The organism is Listeria monocytogenes, from assembly GCF_041765605.1.
GTDB lineage: Bacteria > Bacillota > Bacilli > Lactobacillales > Listeriaceae > Listeria > Listeria monocytogenes_D.
The window spans coordinates 2,857,625-2,879,570 of record NZ_CP168900.1 but is presented as its reverse complement, the minus strand read 5'-3'; the positions used below and the strand labels follow the sequence as shown (position 1 = coordinate 2,879,570).

The 21,946-nt window shown below is 40.4% G+C and carries 10 protein-coding genes; 9 read left to right on the top strand and 1 reads right to left on the bottom strand.

The genetic code is table 11. The features are described from left to right. Positions 1-23 precede the first annotated feature (23 nt). Entirely contained in the window at positions 24-332 is a 309-nt protein-coding gene (locus tag AB2Q86_RS14715; RefSeq protein WP_077904928.1) for a hypothetical protein, read from the bottom strand. 179 nt (positions 333-511) lie between these two features. On the opposite strand from AB2Q86_RS14715, the gene abc-f reads away from it, so the two are divergent. The 9 genes from abc-f to AB2Q86_RS14670 all read left to right on the top strand — a co-directional run bounded on the left by abc-f (position 512) and on the right by AB2Q86_RS14670 (position 21,944). Next, on the top strand, positions 512-2,122 hold the full coding sequence (gene abc-f / locus AB2Q86_RS14710) for a ribosomal protection-like ABC-F family protein (protein WP_012582296.1): 1,611 nt from the start codon (positions 512-514) through the stop codon (positions 2,120-2,122). A gap of 57 nt (positions 2,123-2,179) precedes the next feature. Continuing rightward, entirely contained in the window at positions 2,180-2,710 is a 531-nt protein-coding gene (locus tag AB2Q86_RS14705) for an ADP-ribose-binding protein (RefSeq protein ID WP_003728635.1), read from the top strand. Between the two features lie 287 nt (positions 2,711-2,997). Further along, positions 2,998-4,464: an IMP dehydrogenase gene (guaB, locus tag AB2Q86_RS14700; RefSeq protein ID WP_003722118.1), complete on the top strand. Its 1,467-nt coding sequence runs from the start codon at positions 2,998-3,000 to the stop codon at positions 4,462-4,464. A 160-nt stretch (positions 4,465-4,624) separates the two neighbouring features. Next, on the top strand, positions 4,625-6,397 hold the full coding sequence (gene recQ, locus AB2Q86_RS14695) for a DNA helicase RecQ (RefSeq protein WP_012582297.1): 1,773 nt from the start codon (positions 4,625-4,627) through the stop codon (positions 6,395-6,397). A gap of 23 nt (positions 6,398-6,420) precedes the next feature. Then, positions 6,421-8,574, top strand: a complete 2,154-nt coding sequence (locus tag AB2Q86_RS14690) for a DNA topoisomerase III (RefSeq protein WP_012582298.1) — start codon at positions 6,421-6,423, stop codon at positions 8,572-8,574. A 108-nt stretch (positions 8,575-8,682) separates the two neighbouring features. Further along, positions 8,683-10,350 carry a CocE/NonD family hydrolase gene (locus AB2Q86_RS14685; protein WP_012582299.1) on the top strand — a complete coding sequence of 556 codons (1,668 nt, stop codon included), beginning with the start codon at positions 8,683-8,685 and terminating at the stop codon, positions 10,348-10,350. A 178-nt stretch (positions 10,351-10,528) separates the two neighbouring features. Beyond that, positions 10,529-11,866 carry a D-alanyl-D-alanine carboxypeptidase PBPD1 gene (pbpD1, locus tag AB2Q86_RS14680; RefSeq protein ID WP_012582301.1) on the top strand — a complete coding sequence of 446 codons (1,338 nt, stop codon included), beginning with the start codon at positions 10,529-10,531 and terminating at the stop codon, positions 11,864-11,866. Positions 11,867-12,246: 380 nt separating this feature from the next. After that, positions 12,247-12,693, top strand: coding sequence for a hypothetical protein (locus AB2Q86_RS14675; protein ID WP_012582302.1), 447 nt, complete (start codon positions 12,247-12,249; stop codon positions 12,691-12,693). Between the two features lie 20 nt (positions 12,694-12,713). Beyond that, a complete protein-coding gene (locus AB2Q86_RS14670; RefSeq protein WP_014589151.1) occupies positions 12,714-21,944 on the top strand; it encodes an RHS repeat-associated core domain-containing protein in 9,231 nt (3,076 codons plus the stop codon). Positions 21,945-21,946: the final 2 nt, after the last annotated feature.

Here is a 21,946-nt window from a genome sequence, read left to right as displayed (position 1 = left end):
GCACCTCCAAAAATTATGTGCGATTAGTCTGTTTTAGTTTTGCTTGCCTTATTAATGTAAACGGTTTCGATTAATTGGTAAATAGATTTTGGTGCTTTGGGTTCGTGTTTCATATCAATGGTATAAGTTTCTGAGTTGAAACGCTGTGTTTCGTGCATGTGATTGGAAGAGCAATTGACATTTGGGGCAGTATCCCTTATTCTATATGTATTAATGAAAAGAGGTGAGATGACATGTTTCTTTCGAATGCGCGAACTAGTATAGCTAAATTTTTGTATATTGTCCGTGCAATTTTTTCCGGTATTGCAGTTACATTGGCGAAGTCTGCCCAAAAAACTGTATAACTAGAAAAAATGAGAGAAGCATGGAGTCACGCAATCGGTTTGTATAGTGCTAAATTAGTATTATACTTATAATTGGCGTCGGGCGCTTGTCTGACGCTTTTTTTGTTGTCTAAAAATGTTTCACGTGAAACATTTTGCCATGCTTCCTTGGATAAATGGAGGATAAAATGACAATAGTAGCAATGAATGATGTAGTTAAAAGTTTTACCGGAGATATTATTTTAGAGAAAGTATCTCTTCAATTAGAAGAAGGTGAACGCGTAGGTTTAATTGGTCGTAATGGCGAAGGGAAAAGTACTATTTTGAAGATTTTAAAAGGAACTGAGGGCGTTGATAGCGGGATTGTGACGAGCAAAAAGGGCGCGAAAATTGGACTTTTAGAACAATTGTCGACGGTGGATCCTAATATAATAGTAGAACAATATTTACGAACTAGTTTTGGCGAGTTAGAGGATCTGGAAAAAGAATTACGAGCGTTAGAAGGGGAAATGGCAACAAATTCAAGCGAAAAATTAATGAACCGCTACGGAGATAAAATGGCTTTATTTGGCGAGCTTGGCGGCTATGAGATGGATGCCAATTTGAATAAAGTGGTGAATGGGCTTGGTATTGGCTTGCTACTGTCGCAACGATGGGGAGACTTAAGTGGTGGTGAGAAGACGAAGGCTGCATTAGCGCATTTATTATTACAGAAAACAGATTTATTACTCTTAGATGAACCGACGAACCACTTGGATTTGATGGCGGTAGAATGGTTGACCGCGTTTTTACAACATTATTCGGGAACCGTATTAGTTGTATCTCATGATCGCTACTTTTTAGATGAAGTAGTCGGGAAAATGGTGGAGCTTGAGAACCGCGAATTAATAGTTTATCATACGAATTTTTCTGGATATTTGAAAGAACGAGAAGAACGGCTATTGCGGGAATTCCAAGATTACAAAGACCAACAAAAGAAAATCAAAAAGATGCAGCAAGCCATCAAACGATTGCGCCAGTGGGCAATGCAAGCCAATCCGCCAAATGATGCCATGTTCCGAAGGGCGAAAAACATGGAACGCGCATTAGAACGGATGGAAAAAGTAAAGCGTCCAGTGTTAACGCAAAAACAAATGCAATTACAATTCGATGAAGCTGGTCGAAGTGGACAAGAAGTTGTGGTTATGGAAAACTTAAGCAAGTCATTTAGCGAAAAAGCAATCGTACAAGATGTTTCTTTGCAAATTAGGCAAGGAGAACGAGTAGCGATTATAGGTGAAAACGGCGCCGGCAAATCTACTTTGCTTAAAATAATGGAAGGGAAAGTTGTTCCTGATGGTGGCATGATTAAGGTTGGCGCGAGTGTGAAAATTGCGTCGCTTTCTCAGCAAATGGAAGAGCTGAATGAAGAGCTGACTGTACTGGATGCATTTCGGGATAAGGTTGCTGTGACAGAAGGAGAAGCACGACAAATGCTAGCAGGCTTTATGTTTTATGGAGAGATGGTTTTCCGAAAAGTAGGGAATATTAGCGGCGGCGAACGTATGCGACTTAGGTTGGCGCAATTTATTAATATGCCAGTGAATACGCTGATACTTGATGAGCCGACTAACCATTTAGATATCGCCTCGCGTGAAATTTTAGAAGAAGCAATTCGGGCATTTAGCGGCACAATTATCACTGTATCGCACGATCGCTATTTTATTGATCAGCTATGCTCTAAAGTAATTTGGCTGGAGAATAAACAATTAACCGTTTATGAAGGCAATTACAGTTATGCAACTAGTAAGCGAAGATAATCGACTTGCTGGAAATCACTTTCAAAATAAATTAGAATGAAGAAAAGAGGTGATGGTATGGAGATAACAGTTGTAAAAGGTGATATTACGGAACAAGATGTAGATGTCATTGTAAATGCTGCTAACCCTGGACTTTTAGGTGGCGGCGGAGTGGATGGCGCTATCCATCAAGCGGCGGGTCCGGATTTATTAAAAGAATGTCAAGAGGTTATTAATCGCATTGGGACTTGTCCTGCGGGTGAGGCGGTCATTACGTCTGCCGGCGATTTACAAGCAAGTTACATTATTCATGCTGTAGGTCCGATTTGGAAAGACGGAGAGCATCAAGAAGCGAATAAACTGGCATCTTGTTATTGGAAAGCGCTAGATTTAGCGGCTGGAAAAGACTTAACTTCGATTGCTTTTCCTAATATTTCTACTGGTGTATATGGCTTTCCTAAAAAACTAGCAGCAGAAGTAGCTCTTTATACCGTTCGTAAATGGGCGGAAGAAGAGTATGACACAAGTATTAAAGAAATACGCTTTGTTTGTTTCGATGAAGAAAATTTGAAGTTATACAACAAATTAATAAATAGCGAAGTCGTTTAAGATAACAATCTTAGGCGGCTTTTTCAAATGTTTCACGTGAAACATTTTTTACTATATTTTCTGAATAAAACAACAACGGAAAACCTTCTTGACATAGCTCCAAGCTTCTTGTAACATCATATTCAATAACTAAAAATATACATTGGCTATTTCAGCATGATTATAGAAGACAAGTCGCATGATGTGGATATTTTCCACCATTTTTTCTTTATGAAAATAAGGATAAGATGATGCGTTTTTTCTATATAAAAAAGCGAGTACCAATAAAAAAGGAGTGTTTGCGACCCATGTGGGAAACAAAATTTGCAAAAGAAGGCTTAACATTTGATGATGTTTTACTTGTTCCAGCGAAATCGGACGTATTACCAAATGATGTAGATTTAAGTGTAGAAATGGCTCCATCACTCAAATTAAATGTACCAATTTGGAGTGCCGGAATGGACACAATTACAGAAGCCAAAATGGCAATTGCAATTGCGCGCCAAGGCGGAATCGGTGTTGTTCATAAGAATATGAGTATTGAACAACAAGCAGAAGAAATCGAGAAGGTGAAACGCTCTGAAAGTGGCGTTATTATTGATCCATTTTATCTGACTCCAGATCACCAAGTTTTTGCTGCAGAGCATTTGATGGGTAAATATCGTATCTCAGGTGTTCCAATCGTGAACAACGAGAAAGAGCGCAAACTAGTTGGGATTTTAACTAACCGTGATTTACGTTTTATTTCCGATTATTCTACAGTAATTAAAGATGTTATGACAAAGGAAAACCTAGTGACAGCGCCAGTTGGAACTACGCTAAAACAAGCTGAGCAGATTCTGCAAAAACACCGCATTGAAAAATTGCCACTTGTTGATGAAGCAGGCATTCTAAAAGGGCTTATCACTATTAAAGATATTGAAAAAGTAATTGAATTCCCGAACTCTGCTAAAGACAAGCATGGTAGACTACTTGCCGCAGCAGCTGTTGGAATTACGAATGATACTTTTGTACGTGTAGAAAAATTAATCGAAGCGGGTGTTGATGCGATTGTTATTGATACTGCGCACGGACATTCAGCGGGAGTTATTAATAAAATTTCCGAAATCCGCCAAACTTTCAAAGATGTAGTAATTGTTGCCGGAAACGTTGCAACAGCTGAAGGAGCACGTGCTCTTTTTGAAGTTGGTGTTGATATCGTCAAAGTTGGGATTGGTCCTGGTTCCATCTGTACGACACGTGTTGTTGCAGGTGTTGGGGTTCCTCAAATCACAGCGATTTACGATTGTGCAACTGTTGCACGCGAATTTGGTAAAACAATTATCGCAGACGGCGGCATTAAATACTCCGGTGATATCGTGAAAGCTCTAGCTGCTGGAGGAAATGCGGTTATGCTAGGAAGTATGCTTGCTGGAACAGACGAAAGCCCTGGTGAAACAGAAATTTTCCAAGGTCGTCAATTCAAAACTTACCGTGGTATGGGTAGTTTGGCAGCGATGGAGCACGGTTCGAAAGATCGTTATTTCCAAGCAGATGCGAAAAAATTGGTTCCTGAAGGTATTGAAGGTCGCGTTCCTTACAAAGGCTCCGTTGCTGATATTATCTTCCAATTAGTCGGCGGTATTCGTTCAGGTATGGGTTACACTGGCTCTCCTGATTTAAGACATCTTCGCGAAGAAGCGGCGTTCGTTCGTATGACTGGAGCCGGACTTCGTGAAAGCCACCCACATGATATTCAAATTACAAAAGAAGCACCAAACTATAGCATTTCTTAAGGTCGAAAAAGCAGGAATCTCTTCCAAAAGAGGTTTCTGCTTTTTTATTTCTACTATAAAAATAAGAAAGCTGCGAGAAAACACGAATTTCTCCAAAAAGCTTCAATTAAAGTCATAAAACCGCTATACTGTTTCTATAGAGGAGGCGTGAAAAAAGATAATGATAGAGCAAGCAAGAGCTATTTTACAGCAAAACTTTGGTTATCAAGATTTTCGGAATGGACAAGTTGATGTCATTTCGAAACTTTGCGCGGGAGAAGATACGTTAGCAATCATGCCAACGGGTGGCGGGAAGTCACTTTGTTACCAAATCCCAGCACTTCTTTTTGACGGTTTGACCATTGTTGTTTCTCCACTAATTTCACTTATGAAGGATCAGGTAGATGCGCTAGTCTCAGAGGGGATTGCAGCTACTTTTATTAATAGTACACTGACTAATAGAGAAATAGATATTCGGCTGGATGCTGCATTTTCAGGTGAGTTAAAGATGCTTTACATTGCTCCAGAACGCATTGAAACACCAGGTTTTCAGCGTTTAATTGAGCAGGTACCTATTTCATTATTTGCGATAGATGAGGCGCACTGTATTTCGCAGTGGGGTCATGATTTTCGTCCTAGCTACCTGACGCTGTGCGATAGTTTGGATAAAATGACCAGACGGCCGCTCGTTATCGCGCTTACTGCTACAGCAACGCAGGCTGTTTCAGACGATATTTGCCGATTGTTAAAAATAGGAGTAGATTCAGTCGTTAAAACTGGATTTTCCAGAGATAATTTGGCTTTTCAAGTAGTGAAAGGGCAAGATAAAGATAAGTATTTGATTGATTATTTAACAAAAAATGTAACGGAATCCGGAATTATTTATGCTTCGACTCGGAAAGAAGTAGAGCGGCTGCACAGTTTCTTGCTAAAAAAAGGCGTTGAATCTGGTATGTATCATGGCGGAATGACCGATTTAGCACGGAAAGACTGGCAAGAGAAGTTTCTATATGATGATATTCGAGTGATTGTGGCGACGAATGCGTTTGGAATGGGAATTAATAAATCTAATGTGCGTTTTGTTATTCATTATAATATTCCGCGCAATATTGAAGCGTACTATCAAGAGGCGGGTCGTGCTGGGCGAGACGGGGTTCCAAGTGATTGTATCTTGTTGTTTTCCCCGCAAGATAGCCGCATCCAGCAGTTTTTAATTGAACAATCCGAAATGGACGATGAGCGCAAACAAAATGAGTTCGCTAAGCTACGCCAAATGACGGGGTATGGTTATACGGAAATTTGTTTACAGAAATACATCGTGCAGTATTTTGGAGACGACGAGGAAAACTGCGAGAAATGTAGTAATTGCTTAGATACTAGGGAAGCCACGGACGTTACAATTTTAGCGCAACAAGTTTTTTCTTGTATAAAAAGAATGGGTGAGCGTTTTGGGAAAGTATTAATTGCCAAGGTTTTGACAGGTTCTGCTGACCAGAAAGTGAAAGATTGGCGCTTTGACGAACTCAGTACCTATGGATTGATGAAAGATGCTTCCCAAAAAGATGTGTTACAACTAATTGATTACCTTACAGCAGAAAAATATTTACAACCAACTGATAGTCAATTCCCTTCCTTAAAACTGACGGATAGAGCCGTTTCGGTTTTACGAGGCGAGCTAAAAGTGGAAAGAAAACAAGCGAAACGGGCTGAAAAAGTTAAAATAGATGTAAATAGTGACCTTTTCGAGAAATTGCGGGAAGTGCGGCGGGAACTGGCAGCAAAACACAAGGTGCCGCCATATATCATTTTTTCAGATGAAACGTTACGTGAAATGTGTGCATATATGCCACAAACGGAAGATGCACTGCTTGAAGTCAAAGGCATTGGTGCGATGAAACGCGATAAATACGGTGCAGAATTCTTGGCTGTACTGCAACAAGAGGCATCGAAATAAAATAGAAGAGAGGGTTTTGACAGATGACAAAAACATTAGTACTGGCAGAGAAACCGTCTGTCGGTAAAGATATCGGCCGGGTACTCGGGGCTAAACAAGGTAAGAACGGCTATTTAGAAGGTGGAAAATATGTAGTCACTTGGGCGCTTGGACACCTTGTAACACTAGCTGACCCTGAGCGCTACGATTCGAAGTATAAAAATTGGAATATGGAAGATTTACCAATGCTTCCGGAGAAAATGAAGCTAGAACCAATCAAGCAAACGAGAAAGCAATATGAAACGGTTAAGAAGTTAATGAACCGTACAGATATAACCACTATCGTTATTGCAACAGATGCAGGTAGAGAAGGAGAACTTGTAGCTCGCTGGATTATTGATTATGCGAAAATCAAGAAGCCTCTAAAAAGACTATGGATCTCCTCTGTAACGGATAAAGCGATACGTGAAGGCTTCGAACACTTAAAACCAGGGAAAGCTTATGAAAATCTATATTACTCTGCAGTCGCTCGTTCTGAAGCTGACTGGGTGGTAGGAATCAATGCTACGCGTGCGTTGACAACGAAATATAACGCACAACTTTCCTGTGGCCGAGTGCAAACGCCAACGCTTGCAATGATTCAATATCGTGAGGAAGAAATTCGTAATTTTAAACCGCGTGAATACTATGGAATTACCGCGCTAACCGAACAAGAAAGTTTCACGTGGAACAATGGGCAAACTTTTGATAAAGCTTTAGCAGAAAAACTAGTAAAGTCTTTACAAGGGGAAAATGCGGTAATCACAGACGTTTCTATGAAAGAAAAGAAAAATTTCTCACCAGGTTTATATGATTTAACTGAATTACAACGCGATGCGAATAATAGATATGATTTTTCGGCGAAAGAAACGCTGAATATTATGCAAACACTATACGAGCGCCACAAAGTACTAACGTATCCACGAACAGATTCGCGCTTTATTTCAACGGACATTGTCCCAACACTAAAAGAACGTTTAGCGGCCTGCGGTGTGGGTGAAAATGCAAAAGCTGCTCGTCAAATCAGCGGAAAACCAATCAAAGCGAACAAATCATTTGTAGATAACAGCAAAGTGAGCGACCATCACGCAATTATTCCGACCGAGCAACCCGTTTCTCTCGGAGATTTAAGCGATAAAGAACGGAAAATTTATGACCTTGTTGTCAAACGCTTTTTAGCAGTGCTTTCAGACCCATATATTTATGAAGAAACCTCTGTTAAAGCCAAAATTGGCCAAGAAGAATTCACTTTAAAAGGTAAAGTTGTCAAATCACTTGGTTGGAAAAGTATTTACGGAGAGTCGCGCGAACCAGATCAATTAACTAAAATGAAAAAAGGCGACACAATCCCAGTTAAACGAATCAATTTAGAGACAGGGAAAACAAAACCGCCAGCAAGATTCAATGAAGCAACCTTACTTTCAGCCATGGAAAACCCGTCCAAATACATGGAAACAACAAGCAAGGCACTCGCCAAAACACTAGGTGAGACAGGTGGACTTGGAACCGTTGCAACTCGTGCGGACATCATTGAAAAACTTTTCAATAGTTTCTCCCTAGAAAAACAAGGCAAGGACATTCAAATTACTTCAAAAGGACGCCAATTGCTAGAATTAGTCCCCGAAGATTTGAAATCCCCAGAACTAACGGCGCGTTGGGAACAAAAATTATCTAAAATTGCAAAAGGCGAACTAGATTATCGTAAATTCACTGCAGAAATGCGCGACTATGCAAAAAAAGCAGTAACTGAAATTAAACAAAACGATAAAAAATTCCGTCACGATAACATTACTTCACAAAAATGCCCAGACTGCGGTAAGCCGATGCTAAAAGTGAAAGGCAAACGTGGTACGATGCTAGTTTGTCAGGACCGTGAATGCGGTCATCGTGAATCTGTTTCAAGAACGACGAATGCTCGTTGCCCTAATTGCCATAAACGAATGGAAATGCGCGGCGAAGGTGATAAACAAATTTTTGTATGTGTTTGTGGACACCGGGAGAAACTATCTGCCTTCCAACAGCGGCGTGACAAACAGAAAAACAAAAACGTATCCAAAACAGATGTAGCTAAATTTATGAAAAAACAAAACAAACAAGAAGATGAACCATTTAACAATCCAATGGCTGAAGCGCTTGCTAAATTAAAGCTAGATAAATAAATTTAAACAAAGCGACCCACTCATACTGAGTGGGTCGCTTTGTTTGACATAGTCTGTCGTATACGAAACAATAAAAGAGCAATCAATACTGAAAAGGAGATGTTTCACGTGAAACATAATCAATTAATTATTGAAACGGATGTCCCAGCTGAAATGCGAGATGGTGTAACGCTTTACGCAGATATATATCGTCCAGCAGACGCGGGGGAATATCCAGTTTTACTTACAAGATTACCTTATAGTAAATCATACGGGCTTCACTTTATTCGTCCTAATATTTTGGCGGAGCAAGGTTATGTTGTTATTGTTCAAGATGTTCGTGGCAGATATACGTCAGAAGGAGATTTTGTTCCATACATAGCAGAAGTTGACGATGGATATGATACGATTGAGTGGGCTGCGAACCTGCCTTATGCTAACGGAGATGTCGGCATGTTTGGCTTATCTTATTATGGTTATACGCAAATTTTAGCTGCGATTAGCGGAAACAAACATTTGAAAGCCATTGCTCCAATTATGGCTCAAAATAGCATGACAGATGTTTTTAATGACCACGACGGCGCTTTAGAACTTGGAATGTGGGAAACTTGGAATCTAGAGTCCATGCTTCCAAACATGTTAGCCCGTACTTATAAAACGCAAGATGAATTAGAAGAAGCAGTGAACACATTAATGAAAAATCTAGATAGTTTAGATGCACTTTATCAATTTAAACCGTATAAAGACTGGCCAGCAATTGGTCAAAATGAAATGCCTTATTTCTCTGAGCTATTAAATTATGAACCAACACATAACCATTGGCAAAAAATCGATGCGAAAAGCAATTATGATAAAATTAATGTGCCTGGACTCCATGTAGCTGGCTGGTATGACTGCTTTTTAGATAAAACAATCGCTAATTTTCAAAATGGGCATCATCGCGGCCTAGGAGATAAGCTCATTATTGGGCCTTGGACGCACGCTAATTTCGCGCAGATGATTGGCGACCGTGATTTTGGAATGGCTGCCACTAAATGGGGTGAGGCGAATATGCATGCTAGGCATATAGAATGGTTCAATCACTGGTTGAAAAAAGCGCCTTTACCAGCATCAGCGCCGGTTAATTATTTTGTTATGGGGCTAAATGACTGGAAAACAGCTGAAAATTGGCCGCCTCAAAATGCACATATGACACCTCTGTATTTTAAAAATGAAAAAGTGAGCGCAGAATTTACACCGCCTACCAAAGCCACGGAAGCGAAATTTAGCTATAATCCAGAAAATCCAGTACCATCAAACGGTGGAGGGACCTTACATAAGGCGCTACATGCAGATGGACCTCGTGATCAGCAACAAATTGAACTTCGCGAAGATGTCCTTTGCTACTCCACAGAACCTCTAGAAGAAGCAATCGAAGTTACCGGACCAATTCAAGTGAAGCTTTGGGCGAAAACAGATGCACCTAACACAGATTTTACTGCGAAATTAGTAGATGTATTTCCAGATGGTACAGCTTTTAATTTGGCAGATGGCATTATCCGGGCAGCCAAGCAACACGGCGCTAATGTGCAAAATAACATTAATGAATACACTATCGACCTTTGGGCAACAAGTAATCTTTTCCAAAAAGGGCATCAAATCCGCATCGAAATATCTTCAAGTAATTTTCCAAGGTTTGATCCTAACCCAAATACAGGTGATAGTTTCATTAATTCCACTGAAAGCCAAATCGCCAACCAGACTATTTATCATAGCCCAGAATACCCGTCCCATGTTCTCCTTCCAATTATTCGATAGAAAGCTCAGACTTTTGGGCGAAAAGTTTTATATACGGCGCTAGTAAATCATGGTAAAATATGAAAGTATCCGTCAAAAAAATGAAACTTATTCGAAAAGGGAATTTTTATGATAGGTTTCTTTATGAAAATATAGATAAAATGAGTTAATAATTTGCTCAAATGAAGGAGAAGTTGCAGTGAAAAACATAATTAAAAAAACAGGGATCCTAATCATGGCAGCATCCCTTGCAGTAAGTGGCTTCTTAGTAAGTCCGAAAGCAGCACAAGCCGCGGAAGCACCAAATGTAAATGCAAACGCAGCAATCGCAATTGAAGAAAGTACAGGTAAAATTTTATATTCAAAAGACGCTGACAAGCTAATGGGCATCGCATCCATGACAAAAATGATGGATGAATACTTACTACTGGAAGCAATTGACAAAGGACAAATTAAATGGGACGACAAAGTAACCATTTCTGAATATGCTTACAAAGTTTCACAAGACACATCGCTATCAAACGTACCGCTTAGACTTGGCGAAGAATATACTGTACAAGAATTATATGAAGCAATGGCAATTTACTCTGCAAACGGCGCAGCAATTGCTATTTCCGAAAAAATTGCAGGTTCTGAAAAAGAATTTGTTGACGCTATGAATAAAAAAGCCGAAGAACTAAAACTAGGCGAACACCAATTTGTTAACTCTACAGGTCTTAACAACGAAGACTTAAAAGGTGGTCAACAAGTAGGCGGACCGAAAGACGAAAACAAGATGACTGCTCGAGGCATGGCAAAGCTAGCAAAACACTTAATTAATGATTACCCAGACGTGCTTAAAACTGCTAGTACAACTAAAAAAGAGTTTCGTAAAGGCACATCAGATCAAATTGATATGACAAACTGGAACTGGCTGTTACCGGGCTTGATTTACGGTCGTCAAGGTGTAGATGGTTTGAAAACAGGAACAACTGACTATGCAGGAATGTGTTTAACTGCAACAGCTGTACAAGACGGGATGCGAGTAATCACAGTCGTGCTCCATGCAAATGGTGAGGCACCTGGCGCGCATACAAGTGCTCGTTTTGATGAAACAAACAAAATGCTCGACTATGCTTTTAATAATTTCAAAGTAAAAGAAGTACAAAAAGCAGGCTCAAAAGTGAAGAATCCTTCTACTATTGCAGTAGATAAAGGAAAAGAAGACACAGTTGGACTCGTTACAAAAGACGCAGTAAAACTAGTGGTACCGAAGAACGACAATTCACCTAAGTTAAATACAAACGTAAAACTGGAAGAAAAAACCATAGAAGCACCAGTTAAAAAAGGTACAGAAGTCGGCAAAATGGAAGTATCTTTAAAAGATGGCGACAAGTTAGGCTATATTGACGGAAAACAAACAGAAACAATTGACGTACTAACTGCCAGCGATGTCGAAAAGGCAAACTGGTTCATGCTTTCCACGCAAGCAGTAGGTTCTTTCTTTAAAGGCATTGGAAGTTACGTTTCTAATGGTGTGCAAGGTTGGTTTAGTTGATAATTTATAGATAGTAGTGATTTTGTGAATTATAAGTCTAAGCAAAATGACACAATTCTAGTGATGAAATGATTTTTTATGATTTTAAATAGCTTTACTAATAGAGAATTTTCCATATTTTTTATGATGATATGGATATGAAAGGTAGCATTCTTCGGAGTGCTACCTTTTTTTGTATGTGATGAAAAAGACTGCCCTCCAAGGTTTTTGAGGCATATTTACTTAGCTTCAACTGATAGATTGACGAGCCTTTTTTGAGGGGGGCTATGGATGGTATAAAACGCAAATGTGACAGAAAATCGAACGTTGCTTCAAGCATACAAAATCAACTTGCTTTTATGATATACTTGCTGAGATTGTGAAAAACGGGAGGATATAGGATGCGAAATTTATCAAAAAAGAAGAAGCTATGGATAGTCTTGGCAATGCTTTTAGTGTTGATTGCGATACTTTTATTCGTGCTTCAAGATTGTGCACACGATGAAAAAGGAACAGGACCGTTAAAAGTAGAACTAGACTTCAAACGAAATTACGCAAAATGGTCGGATTTAAAGTTGAATGGGGACATTTGTAATCCACTTTATTTAGCGGAGTTACGGGAGATGGAAAAGAGTTTTGGAACAATTTATGTAGAGGCTAAAAAACCGAAAATATGGGATGGCTTATCAAAAAAAGATCAGGCCATTTATACAGCATATGGGGATGTATCTTCAGAGCTAAAAGTTATGAATGATGCGATTGAGGCAGAGGATTTTAAACAAGCCCAGCAGGTTCTGACAAAGATTTTAGAGATAGAGAAAGGTGTAAAGAAAGAAACTGAGATATAAAAGGGAGACGGGGATTACATATGAAAAAGGGCATAAAAATTTTACTGGTGGCGTTACTTTTATTTCCACTGTTACCGTGGCAATTCGTGCAAGGAGCGGTAAATGTTGAGAGTGAGTTTGGAAATTATTATGGAAAGCAACTTTCTACGCAAGATAAAGTGACTGTGGCGGACTTAAATGAGGATGCGCAGGAGCAATTAAAGGATAAGAGCACACCGGAAGACACAACGCTTGATGATGATTTAAGCGATAAGAATGCGGATGCTGTTCGTTTGTTTGAGGAAGAGACGCCTAATGTGACAGATACTTTAGCGGAAGATGCATCAGCTGCTGGTATGACGGAGGCTATTTCGGAGCGTACGGAGAATACGAAAACTTTTGTAAATGAAAATACGGGCGAGGGAGAGACGTATTATTTTACAGAGCCTGTGCATTTTAAGGATGATGCGGGCAAGTGGACGGACTTTGATACGACGCTAGTGAAAGATGGCGAGAAGAATTGGACTGCAAGTGAGACGGCGAAAGAGATTACGACGCCAAAAGTAGTGACGGAAGAGGCGATGCCAACACTTAGCTTAGACGGTGCGAATGTGGCTGTTCGTCCGAGTGGAGAGGCTGATTTGGCTCAGGTTGTAGCGAAAGATAACCGAATCATGTATGCGAGTGAAGAGGATAAAACGGAGCCATTCACGTTGCAAGCCGACAGTTTTGGTATGGAGCTCGGGCAGTACGTGAAGACGGGAGAAGATACGGAACAACAGGTTACATTTGATTTGACGGTTCCAAGTGACGTGACTTTGAAAGACGATGCAAAGCGCGCGGCAACATTAATTTATCGTGGCGAAGCTTTGATTGGCGCGATTCCAAGCCCTGTTTTAGAAGATGAGACGGGTTCGGTTATGGATACGTTAACTGCGAAAACGGTGAAGACGGAAACCGGGTATCAGTTGCAGGTCGCGAAGTTTAATACGACCAATCTTAAAGGTAATTTGGCCAAGGTGGCTGTTTCTTTTGTGAGCACAAAAATTACAAATGGAATTCAAGCCACTAGTTTACGTCAATATCGGGATGATGTGGCGTATTCTTTCCAACCGTACATGTATATTGGTTACGATGATGGAAATAACTCGGGGACACTCGGAGCAGCTCATTTTATTACTTATGGTGTTGTGAAAGTGCCAGATAGTGAGATTAAAAAAATTGGCACAAACCGTGAAATTGAATCGGCAGAGTTGTCTCTTTTTAGAAGCGGCACGGAAGGCTTTTGGGGAGACCGGGCAAAAGATAGTAAAGGAAGCGTTGTGAAACGTTTATTTGAAGTGCATGGAATTACGAAAGACGTTGGTAATATTGCCGATTTAACATATGGTAAATTTAAAAATCTTGGTTTCCCGTATGGTCCGCCTGCAAATGTAGACGGAAAAGAAACGTATATTGGAAGAATTGATGATGCGAATCGCCGGGTTTCTTTTGATATTACAAATGTCGCGAAGGACTGGGTGAATGGCGGTAAAAACAACGGTGTGATTGTGAAAACAGCAAAAGTGAATGGATTTGAACTACCGTATTCGCAAGCAGATGTATTTGCTGCGCCTAAGTCTGGGGTGACGAGCGAGTCGCCGTATGTGGTATTTAAACACCGCGAGCGCCCGCCGATTGATGCGGACATGCCACTTAAAGACACAAAGCTTTATTTGCGTCCGTTTGTAAGTGCGAATAATGATGGGAAGCTGGATTTTACAGCACTTGGAATGGATGGTGTTGGACGTCCTGATGCGAAAATTAATTATAAAATTATCGATACATCGGATAAAAACAAGGTAGCATTTAGCGGAACGGATCCTTCAATTGGTCGAGATTATTTATTCCCGAATTATCCGAGGCTAAGTAGTGAAACACAGGAATATCGGGAGTTAATGAGTAACTGGCAGACTAACACGCTACTTTTAAAAGGTGCTTTGAAAGAAAATCATTTGTATCAAGTAGAAGCGGAGATTAAAGATGGAAACGAATCTGTAAGTAAGAAATACGATACGTTTCAGATTTATAAAGTGACAGGTCTAGACTCGTTGCCTCGTCTCTTGAAATTCTATGGGATTGCCAATAAACGGTCGCAGTTTATGCTGGATAATAATATGAAGGATGAATTGCTCGTTCAAGGAAACGTTGTGTTTATTCGGAATCCGCAAAAGAATGCTGGTAAAGCCTACCAGTCGGGAAATTACGACACAGCGGATAAAATGCGGCTTGATGCGCTTGCGATAGGGCGTGGCAAGCATTGTACATTCGGATATGAACCAATTAATTTTGATAGTGGGAACTTGCTTTATAACATGGAGGATGCGAAATGGTTTGACTTCGATGAGGAACAGACGATTACGCGGACTTATAATTCGATGGCACAAGGTAAAGATAGCCCAATCGGACGTAATTGGACCTTTAATTTAGCTGATCAGCTAGGTTTCTTAGAAGACGGCACCGTGATGTTGACACGCTCAGATGGCGGGAGTGTGTTTTTTGAGAAGCAGCCGGATGGAACTTTTGAAATAGAAGAAGATGAGCCACTAGCACTTACAAAAAAAGTGAATAAAAACGGCGCGCGTGAATTTGAGATTGTAGATTCAAAAACAGGCAAAATCTCTCTTTTTGCTGCAAACGGTCTGCTTTTAAAAGTGACAAGTAAGGATGGAAATGCAACGAACTATACGTACAATGCAGATGGTGAATTGGTGAAAATGATCACTGGCTCCGGGAAGATATTGCAGTATACGTGGGATGCAGATGGGCATTTGAAAGAGATTGTGTTGCCTGATGGCGGGAAATTGGCTTATTCATATGATGACGATGGAAATCTGACAAAACTAGTGGATCAAACTGGAAAAGCAATTACATATCAGTATGATTCGGAACACCATATGACATCGTATAAAGACCATAACGGAAAATTATTGATTAAGAATACATTTGATGCGGACGGTCGTGTGACGGAACAAACGGACGGAGAAGGCAATACTGCCACACTGAAATATGAGAAAGGTAAAACAACGACAACAGACTTCAACGGTAATAAGAAGGTGGTTTATTTTAATGAGCGCTTCCAAACCACGAAGACGGAGTATGCCGACGATACAACGACTGAAAATAAATATGGCGACAAACATCAATTAGTCGCTTCTATCGACCAATTGGGAAATACGACAACCTTTGAAAATGATGCAAACGGAAATCTGACAAAAACCGTATATCCAGATGGGACAACAGAAACGAACGAATTTGACGCGAAAAATCAATTGATACGCGTGACGGATAGCCGTGGAGGCGTAACGAGCTATACCTATGATTCTAAAGGAAATGTCGTACAAATAACGGAGCCAAACGGTGGTGTGAAGAAATTTACACATAATGCAGATGGTCAGGTGGTTACAGAGACTGATGCAAATGGCGCGGTAACAAAGACCGCTTATGATGCGAAAGGAAATCCGACAAAAGTAACGGATGGCCGTGGCAATGAGACAACATACGCCTATGATAATTTGTCGATGTTGAGTAGTATTACTGATGCAAATGGTAAGTCGGAAAAATATGAACGAAACGCGCGCGGTGAACTAGTGCGCGAATGGAATGCAAATGGAGCAGCAACAAAATATTCCTATGATTCCAATGGTAATAAGACAAGTGAAACCGATGAGAATGGGAATAGCACTACTTTTGAATATGATGCTTTTGGTCGTTTGAGTGAGGAAACGAATCCACTAGGCGGCGTTACAAAGTATAAATATGACGGAAATGGCAATAAAATTAGCGAAACAGATCCACTCGGTAACACAGAGGAATTTAAGTATGACTCGCAAAATCGGATGATAGAAGCGATTGCGGCAGACGGCTCGGTCATTACATATCGTTATGATGCACTTGGTCAAAAATTATCCGAAGAAACCGAAGATGGTCAAAAAACAAGCTATCTATATGATGCAAAATCAGGCTATAAGACACAAGAAACAGATCCACTCGGCAACAAGACAAGCTATGCCTATGATGCAGACGGAAATGTCACGAAAATCACTTATCCAGACGAGACAACAGAAGAGTTTAGCTATGATGCAATGGACAATATTACACGTTTTGTCGATCAAGCTGGCAACGTTCAGACGTATGAATTTGATGCGAACGGAAACACAACAAAATTAAAAGAAGCTGGCCGTGTTTCGACATATAGCTACGATGAAAATGGTAGTGTAACCTCAGAACAAGACGCAGCTGGCGGCGTAAAGCGCTATAGTTTTGATAAAGTTGATCAAGTAGAAATCGAAACCGACGAGCTTGGCGAAAAAACACACTATGTGTACGACGCAGACGGAAATGTCACGAAAATCACGGACGGTAATGGTCATACTATAACAATGGCGTATGATAATGCTGGTAATGTGATTCGCCAAACGGACGCAGAAGGTAATACCACAAAATATACCTATAATGCGCTCCATTTAGTCGAAACGGAAATTTCACCAACAAACGATATCACTCAATATCGCTATAACAAAAACGGAGATTTAATTAAAGAAATCGATCCATACAACAACGAAACAAGCTATCGTTACACAAAAACGGGCGAAGTGTCTAAAATCATTGATGCCCTAGGTAACGAAACAACGTATGATTACGATAATCGTGGCAATTTGACAACAAGTACTGATCCACTCGGTCGAAAAACAACCTACAGTTACGATAAGGCGGACCGTGTCATCGAACAAAAAAATCCAGATGGCACAAAAGCAACGTATACTTATGACAAAATGGACAGACTGCTAGAACAACAAGACAATACAGGTCAAAAAGAGAGCTACAAATACAACGCAACTGGTGACGTAACCCGTGTTGCTGATCGTAAAGGTCGCACTGAATCCTACACCTATGACACATTTGGCAATGTCAGCAGTAAAACCGATATGCGAGGCAATAAAACAAGCTACGAATATGATGCAGCCAACCGCTTAGTGAAGCAACAAAACCCAACAGGCAAGGCGCAAAGCATTGACTACAACAAACGTGGCGATATTACCTCAGAAGTTTTACCAAATACTGGGAAATACACTTATAATTATGATGCAGAAGGTAACTTGTTGTCAGAAACAAACCCGCTAGGCGAAACAACAAGCTATCAATACAACGGCAACGACGAGCTGATTACGACAACGAATCCAGCAGGCGCTAAATCTAGCGTCACTTACGATGCAAATGGCAACGTTACAGCAGTTACCGATGAAAACGGCGGCATAACAAAACAAACTTTTGACGCAACAGGTTTAATTACAAGTCAGACGGATGCAGAAGGAAATAAAACACAATTCGGCTATGACCAATTAGGACGCCTAACAACTGAAATAGATGCTGCAGGATTCAAACTTCTGAACAGCTATGACGCAGCGGGACGCCTTATCACCGAAACAGATAAGCGCGGAAACACGACGAAATACACGTACGACAACGCAGATAACATTTTGACAGTCAAAGAGCCTTATGGTACCACATCGACGTTTAAATACGACCTACGTGGCAATGTGACCAAAGAAATAGATGCAAAGGGCAATGCGACCACTTATAGCTACGATAAAGACGATCAACTTTTATCTGAAACGGACCCGATTGGTTATAAACAAAGCTACAAATATAACGAATACGGCGACCTTATTGAAGAAAGTGATAATCAGCAGAAAAAGGCGATTGCCAGCTATACGTATGACAAATTGGGTCAGCAAACGACGAAAAAAGATATTCAAGGTCGAATCACGCGCTACACATATGACGATACCCAGCGCATGACGCAAATTACGTATCCAAATAAACTTGCGGTCGGCTATACGTACGATAAACTAGACCGTGTTACTACAATGCGAGATGTTCGTGGCAATGATACTAAAATTCAGTATGACAAAGTCGGCAACGTTACCTCCATGATTGATCCAGGTAACCAAGTCTACAAATACACCTACGACAAAAAAGGCAACATGACCAAAGAAATCGACCCACTCGCAGCAAGCACAGAGTATCGTTACAATAAAAACGACCAAGTTATCAGCATCAAAGACCCAACAAACGCAATAACTAAATACCAATATGATGCGCGTAACCTGCTAACTTCTATAACAGATGCCAAAGGTCACACAACAAAAATGGCCTACGATGGCAACGAGAATCTTAGCGAAACAACAGACGCAAAAGGCAACAAAGAACGCTTCGAATACGACGCACTAGATCGCATGACAGCGGCACAAAACCGATTAGGACAAAAATCAACTTACACTTACGACAAAGTAGATAACGTCACGGAAATCAAAGACGCCAAAGGTTTTGTCACAAAATATAGCTACAACGATCGCAGTGACCTCGTCAAAGAAGTAACACCAGAAGGCAAAACCGAAAAATACGAATACCAATTAGATGGTTCTTTAAAGTCTAAAACGAAGCCAGATGGTGAAAAAACAACTTTCAAATACGATGAATTAAACAATTTAGTCGAGCAACAATTTGATGGTGGCAGCTACAAATACACGTATGACAGTAATGACGACGTAAAAACCGCCACATCAAAAGACGGAACATCCAAGTTTACCTACAATAAATTCGGTGACGTACTATCAGTCAAAGATGCAAACGGCGAAACGTTGAAATACGAATATGATACAATCGGCCGCAAAACCGCGCTCATTTATCCAGATAACACGCGTGTATCTTACCGCTACAATGACGCCAACTTACTAACCGATGTCATCGAATCAGACGGCAAGAAAACGAGCTACACATACGACGCGAACGGTCTGCCACTGAGCATTCATTACAGCAATGGCACAACGACTAGCTATAAATACACAGCAACTGGCGAAACCGAGCAAGTCATCACCAAAAATAAAGCCGGAGAAACCATCGCGTCATTTGACTACAACTACGACGAAAACGGTAACGTAGCCAAAGAAACCATCAATCAAAGTGGCGAAAAACAAACCAAGAGCCACACCTATGATGCCGATGATCAGCTGATGGAAACAACAATAACCAAAGGAAAAACCACCGAAAAAATTACGTATATCTATGATGCTAACGGCAACCGAAGTAAACTTTTACGTAATAAAAACGGTAAGAAAACCACGGAAAACTATCATTACGACGATGACAACGCGCTCACCATGATTAAAGCAGATGGTGATAAAGACACAACCTACACGTATGACAAAAACGGTAACATTACCAAAAAAGCCTTACGAAGTGGTAAAGTAGAAACATACACATACAATGGCGAAAACCAACTGATTCAATCCGCCGACAACGAAGGAAACCAGACGACATACACATATGACGCATTTGGTAATCGCATAGGCAAACAAACCATCACAGACAAAACCAAGTCCTTCAAAGGCTCGCTCAGTGAATGGATTACAGAATACGACAAGGATAGTCAAAAAGGCAAAACAGAAACACTAGCGGCACAATTAGAAACTCGCGCCAATGAAACTTCTAAAGGTTGCTCAGCGTATGCAGAAGCAAGTACGCAAAAAGTGACTAAAGATGGCATGCAAGGGAAAACCGAGCTTAAAGGAAGCGATAGCAGCGGAAGCAAAACCAGTCAGCGCACCACAAAAATGACCCAAACAGTTGGCTATCAAACTGTAAATACCATTCGCTATGTCAACGATTTAACGCAAGAATACACCCAAGTCGCTCAGCTTAACGAGACGACAGAAGACGACGGCGAAACAAGCACTACCAAGACCGCTTTCCGTTTTGGTGACGACAATCAAATAATTGGCACCGAAGAAGAAAGCTATCATGAAAACGGCCTAACCGACATCACAACAACAACTGACGGTGAAACAAGTACTGACTATGATTACACAGACTATGGTACCGCACTTGCAACAGCTCCAGTTGCGAATCAAATCGGTTATCGCGCGCAAATGCACGACACAAGCGACACACAAAACCTGCGTGCCCGAAATTATGATACAAACACTGGTCGTTTCCAACAAGTCGATAGCTACAGAGGATCCCTAGACGACCCACGTAGCCAAAACCGCTACATCTACGGCGTCAATAACCCAATGTCATTCGGCGACCCAAGCGGAAACATACCAAAATGGCTTAAAAAAGCAACCAAAAAAGTCAAAAAAGCCGCGAAAAAAGTAAGCAAAGGCATCAAAAAAGCCAAAAAAGTCATCAAAAAAACCGTCAAAAAAGTAAAACGCGCCGTGAAAAAAGTCAAAAAAGCCATCAAGAAAACCACCAAAAAAATCAAGCGCGCCGTCAAAAAAGTAACAAAAAAAGTCCAAAAAACAGTGACGAAATTCAAGAAGGCAGCTAAGAAATCGATTAAACAAGCTCGAAAAACAGTCAAGAAGGTCTATAAAAAAGCCAAACAGACTGTCGTGAAAAAAGTAAATAAAATCAAGAAAACTACTAAAAAAGTTGTTAAAACAGTCAAAAAAGCCGGAACCAAAGTAATAAATAAAGCTACTAGCAAAATCAAAACAGTCGGCAAAAAAGCCAATGCAATAATAGCCGCAGGTAAAGAAGCGGCAGCTAAAGCAAAAAAAGAAAAAGCTGATCGAAAAGCCGCAGCCAAAGAAGCCTTATGTAAAAACCAAGAATTCTTAGAAAGTCAAAAGAAAGGCTATAGCGATCCAACCTACGACTACAAAGCGGGCTATCCAAGACCGGATGAAGCGTGGGCCTTCGATGCTAACGGAAATATTGATAAGGAAAAAAGCGCAGAAGTTTCTGAGAAAATAGGTGAATGGAGCACTTATGCACTTATGCTGGTCATACCGGGTCCAGAAGAACTATTAATTACTGGAATTTTAGTCAAAGTTGGAGGGAAAGTTGGTCCAAAAATAATTTCTTGGGGAGCGAATAAGTTCGGAGCTAAAGGAGCAGCTAAGACTGCAACTAAGGAAGCTAGCGAAATTATCATTCCAAAAGCAACTGATTTGAAAAATAGTAATACAGTTCAAAAGCATATAGAGGAAATTGTTAAGAAAGGTGCTAATAAGGGTCAGCTATCAAGGCCTTATATTGATACGGATGGGACAACTTTACTTTTAGACGAGATAATGAATGCAGCTTCCCCTGTGAAAGACAGGGTGTTATCAAATGGCCTTCGATGGGATGTGGAAGGGGTATTTAGAAATTCTAAAGGTACATGGGAACTAGTCGTTGATATGTCAACAAATACAATCGTTCATTTTAATTTTGTAAATTAATG

Coding starts and splice junctions, on each gene's coding strand:
- abc-f (WP_012582296.1), top strand. CDS start 512: ATGACAATAGTAGCAATGAATGATGTAGTTAAAAGTTTTACCGGAGAT.
- guaB (WP_003722118.1), top strand. CDS start 2,998: ATGTGGGAAACAAAATTTGCAAAAGAAGGCTTAACATTTGATGATGTT.
- AB2Q86_RS14705 (WP_003728635.1), top strand. CDS start 2,180: ATGGAGATAACAGTTGTAAAAGGTGATATTACGGAACAAGATGTAGAT.
- AB2Q86_RS14690 (WP_012582298.1), top strand. CDS start 6,421: ATGACAAAAACATTAGTACTGGCAGAGAAACCGTCTGTCGGTAAAGAT.
- AB2Q86_RS14675 (WP_012582302.1), top strand. CDS start 12,247: ATGCGAAATTTATCAAAAAAGAAGAAGCTATGGATAGTCTTGGCAATG.
- AB2Q86_RS14670 (WP_014589151.1), top strand. CDS start 12,714: ATGAAAAAGGGCATAAAAATTTTACTGGTGGCGTTACTTTTATTTCCA.
- recQ (WP_012582297.1), top strand. CDS start 4,625: ATGATAGAGCAAGCAAGAGCTATTTTACAGCAAAACTTTGGTTATCAA.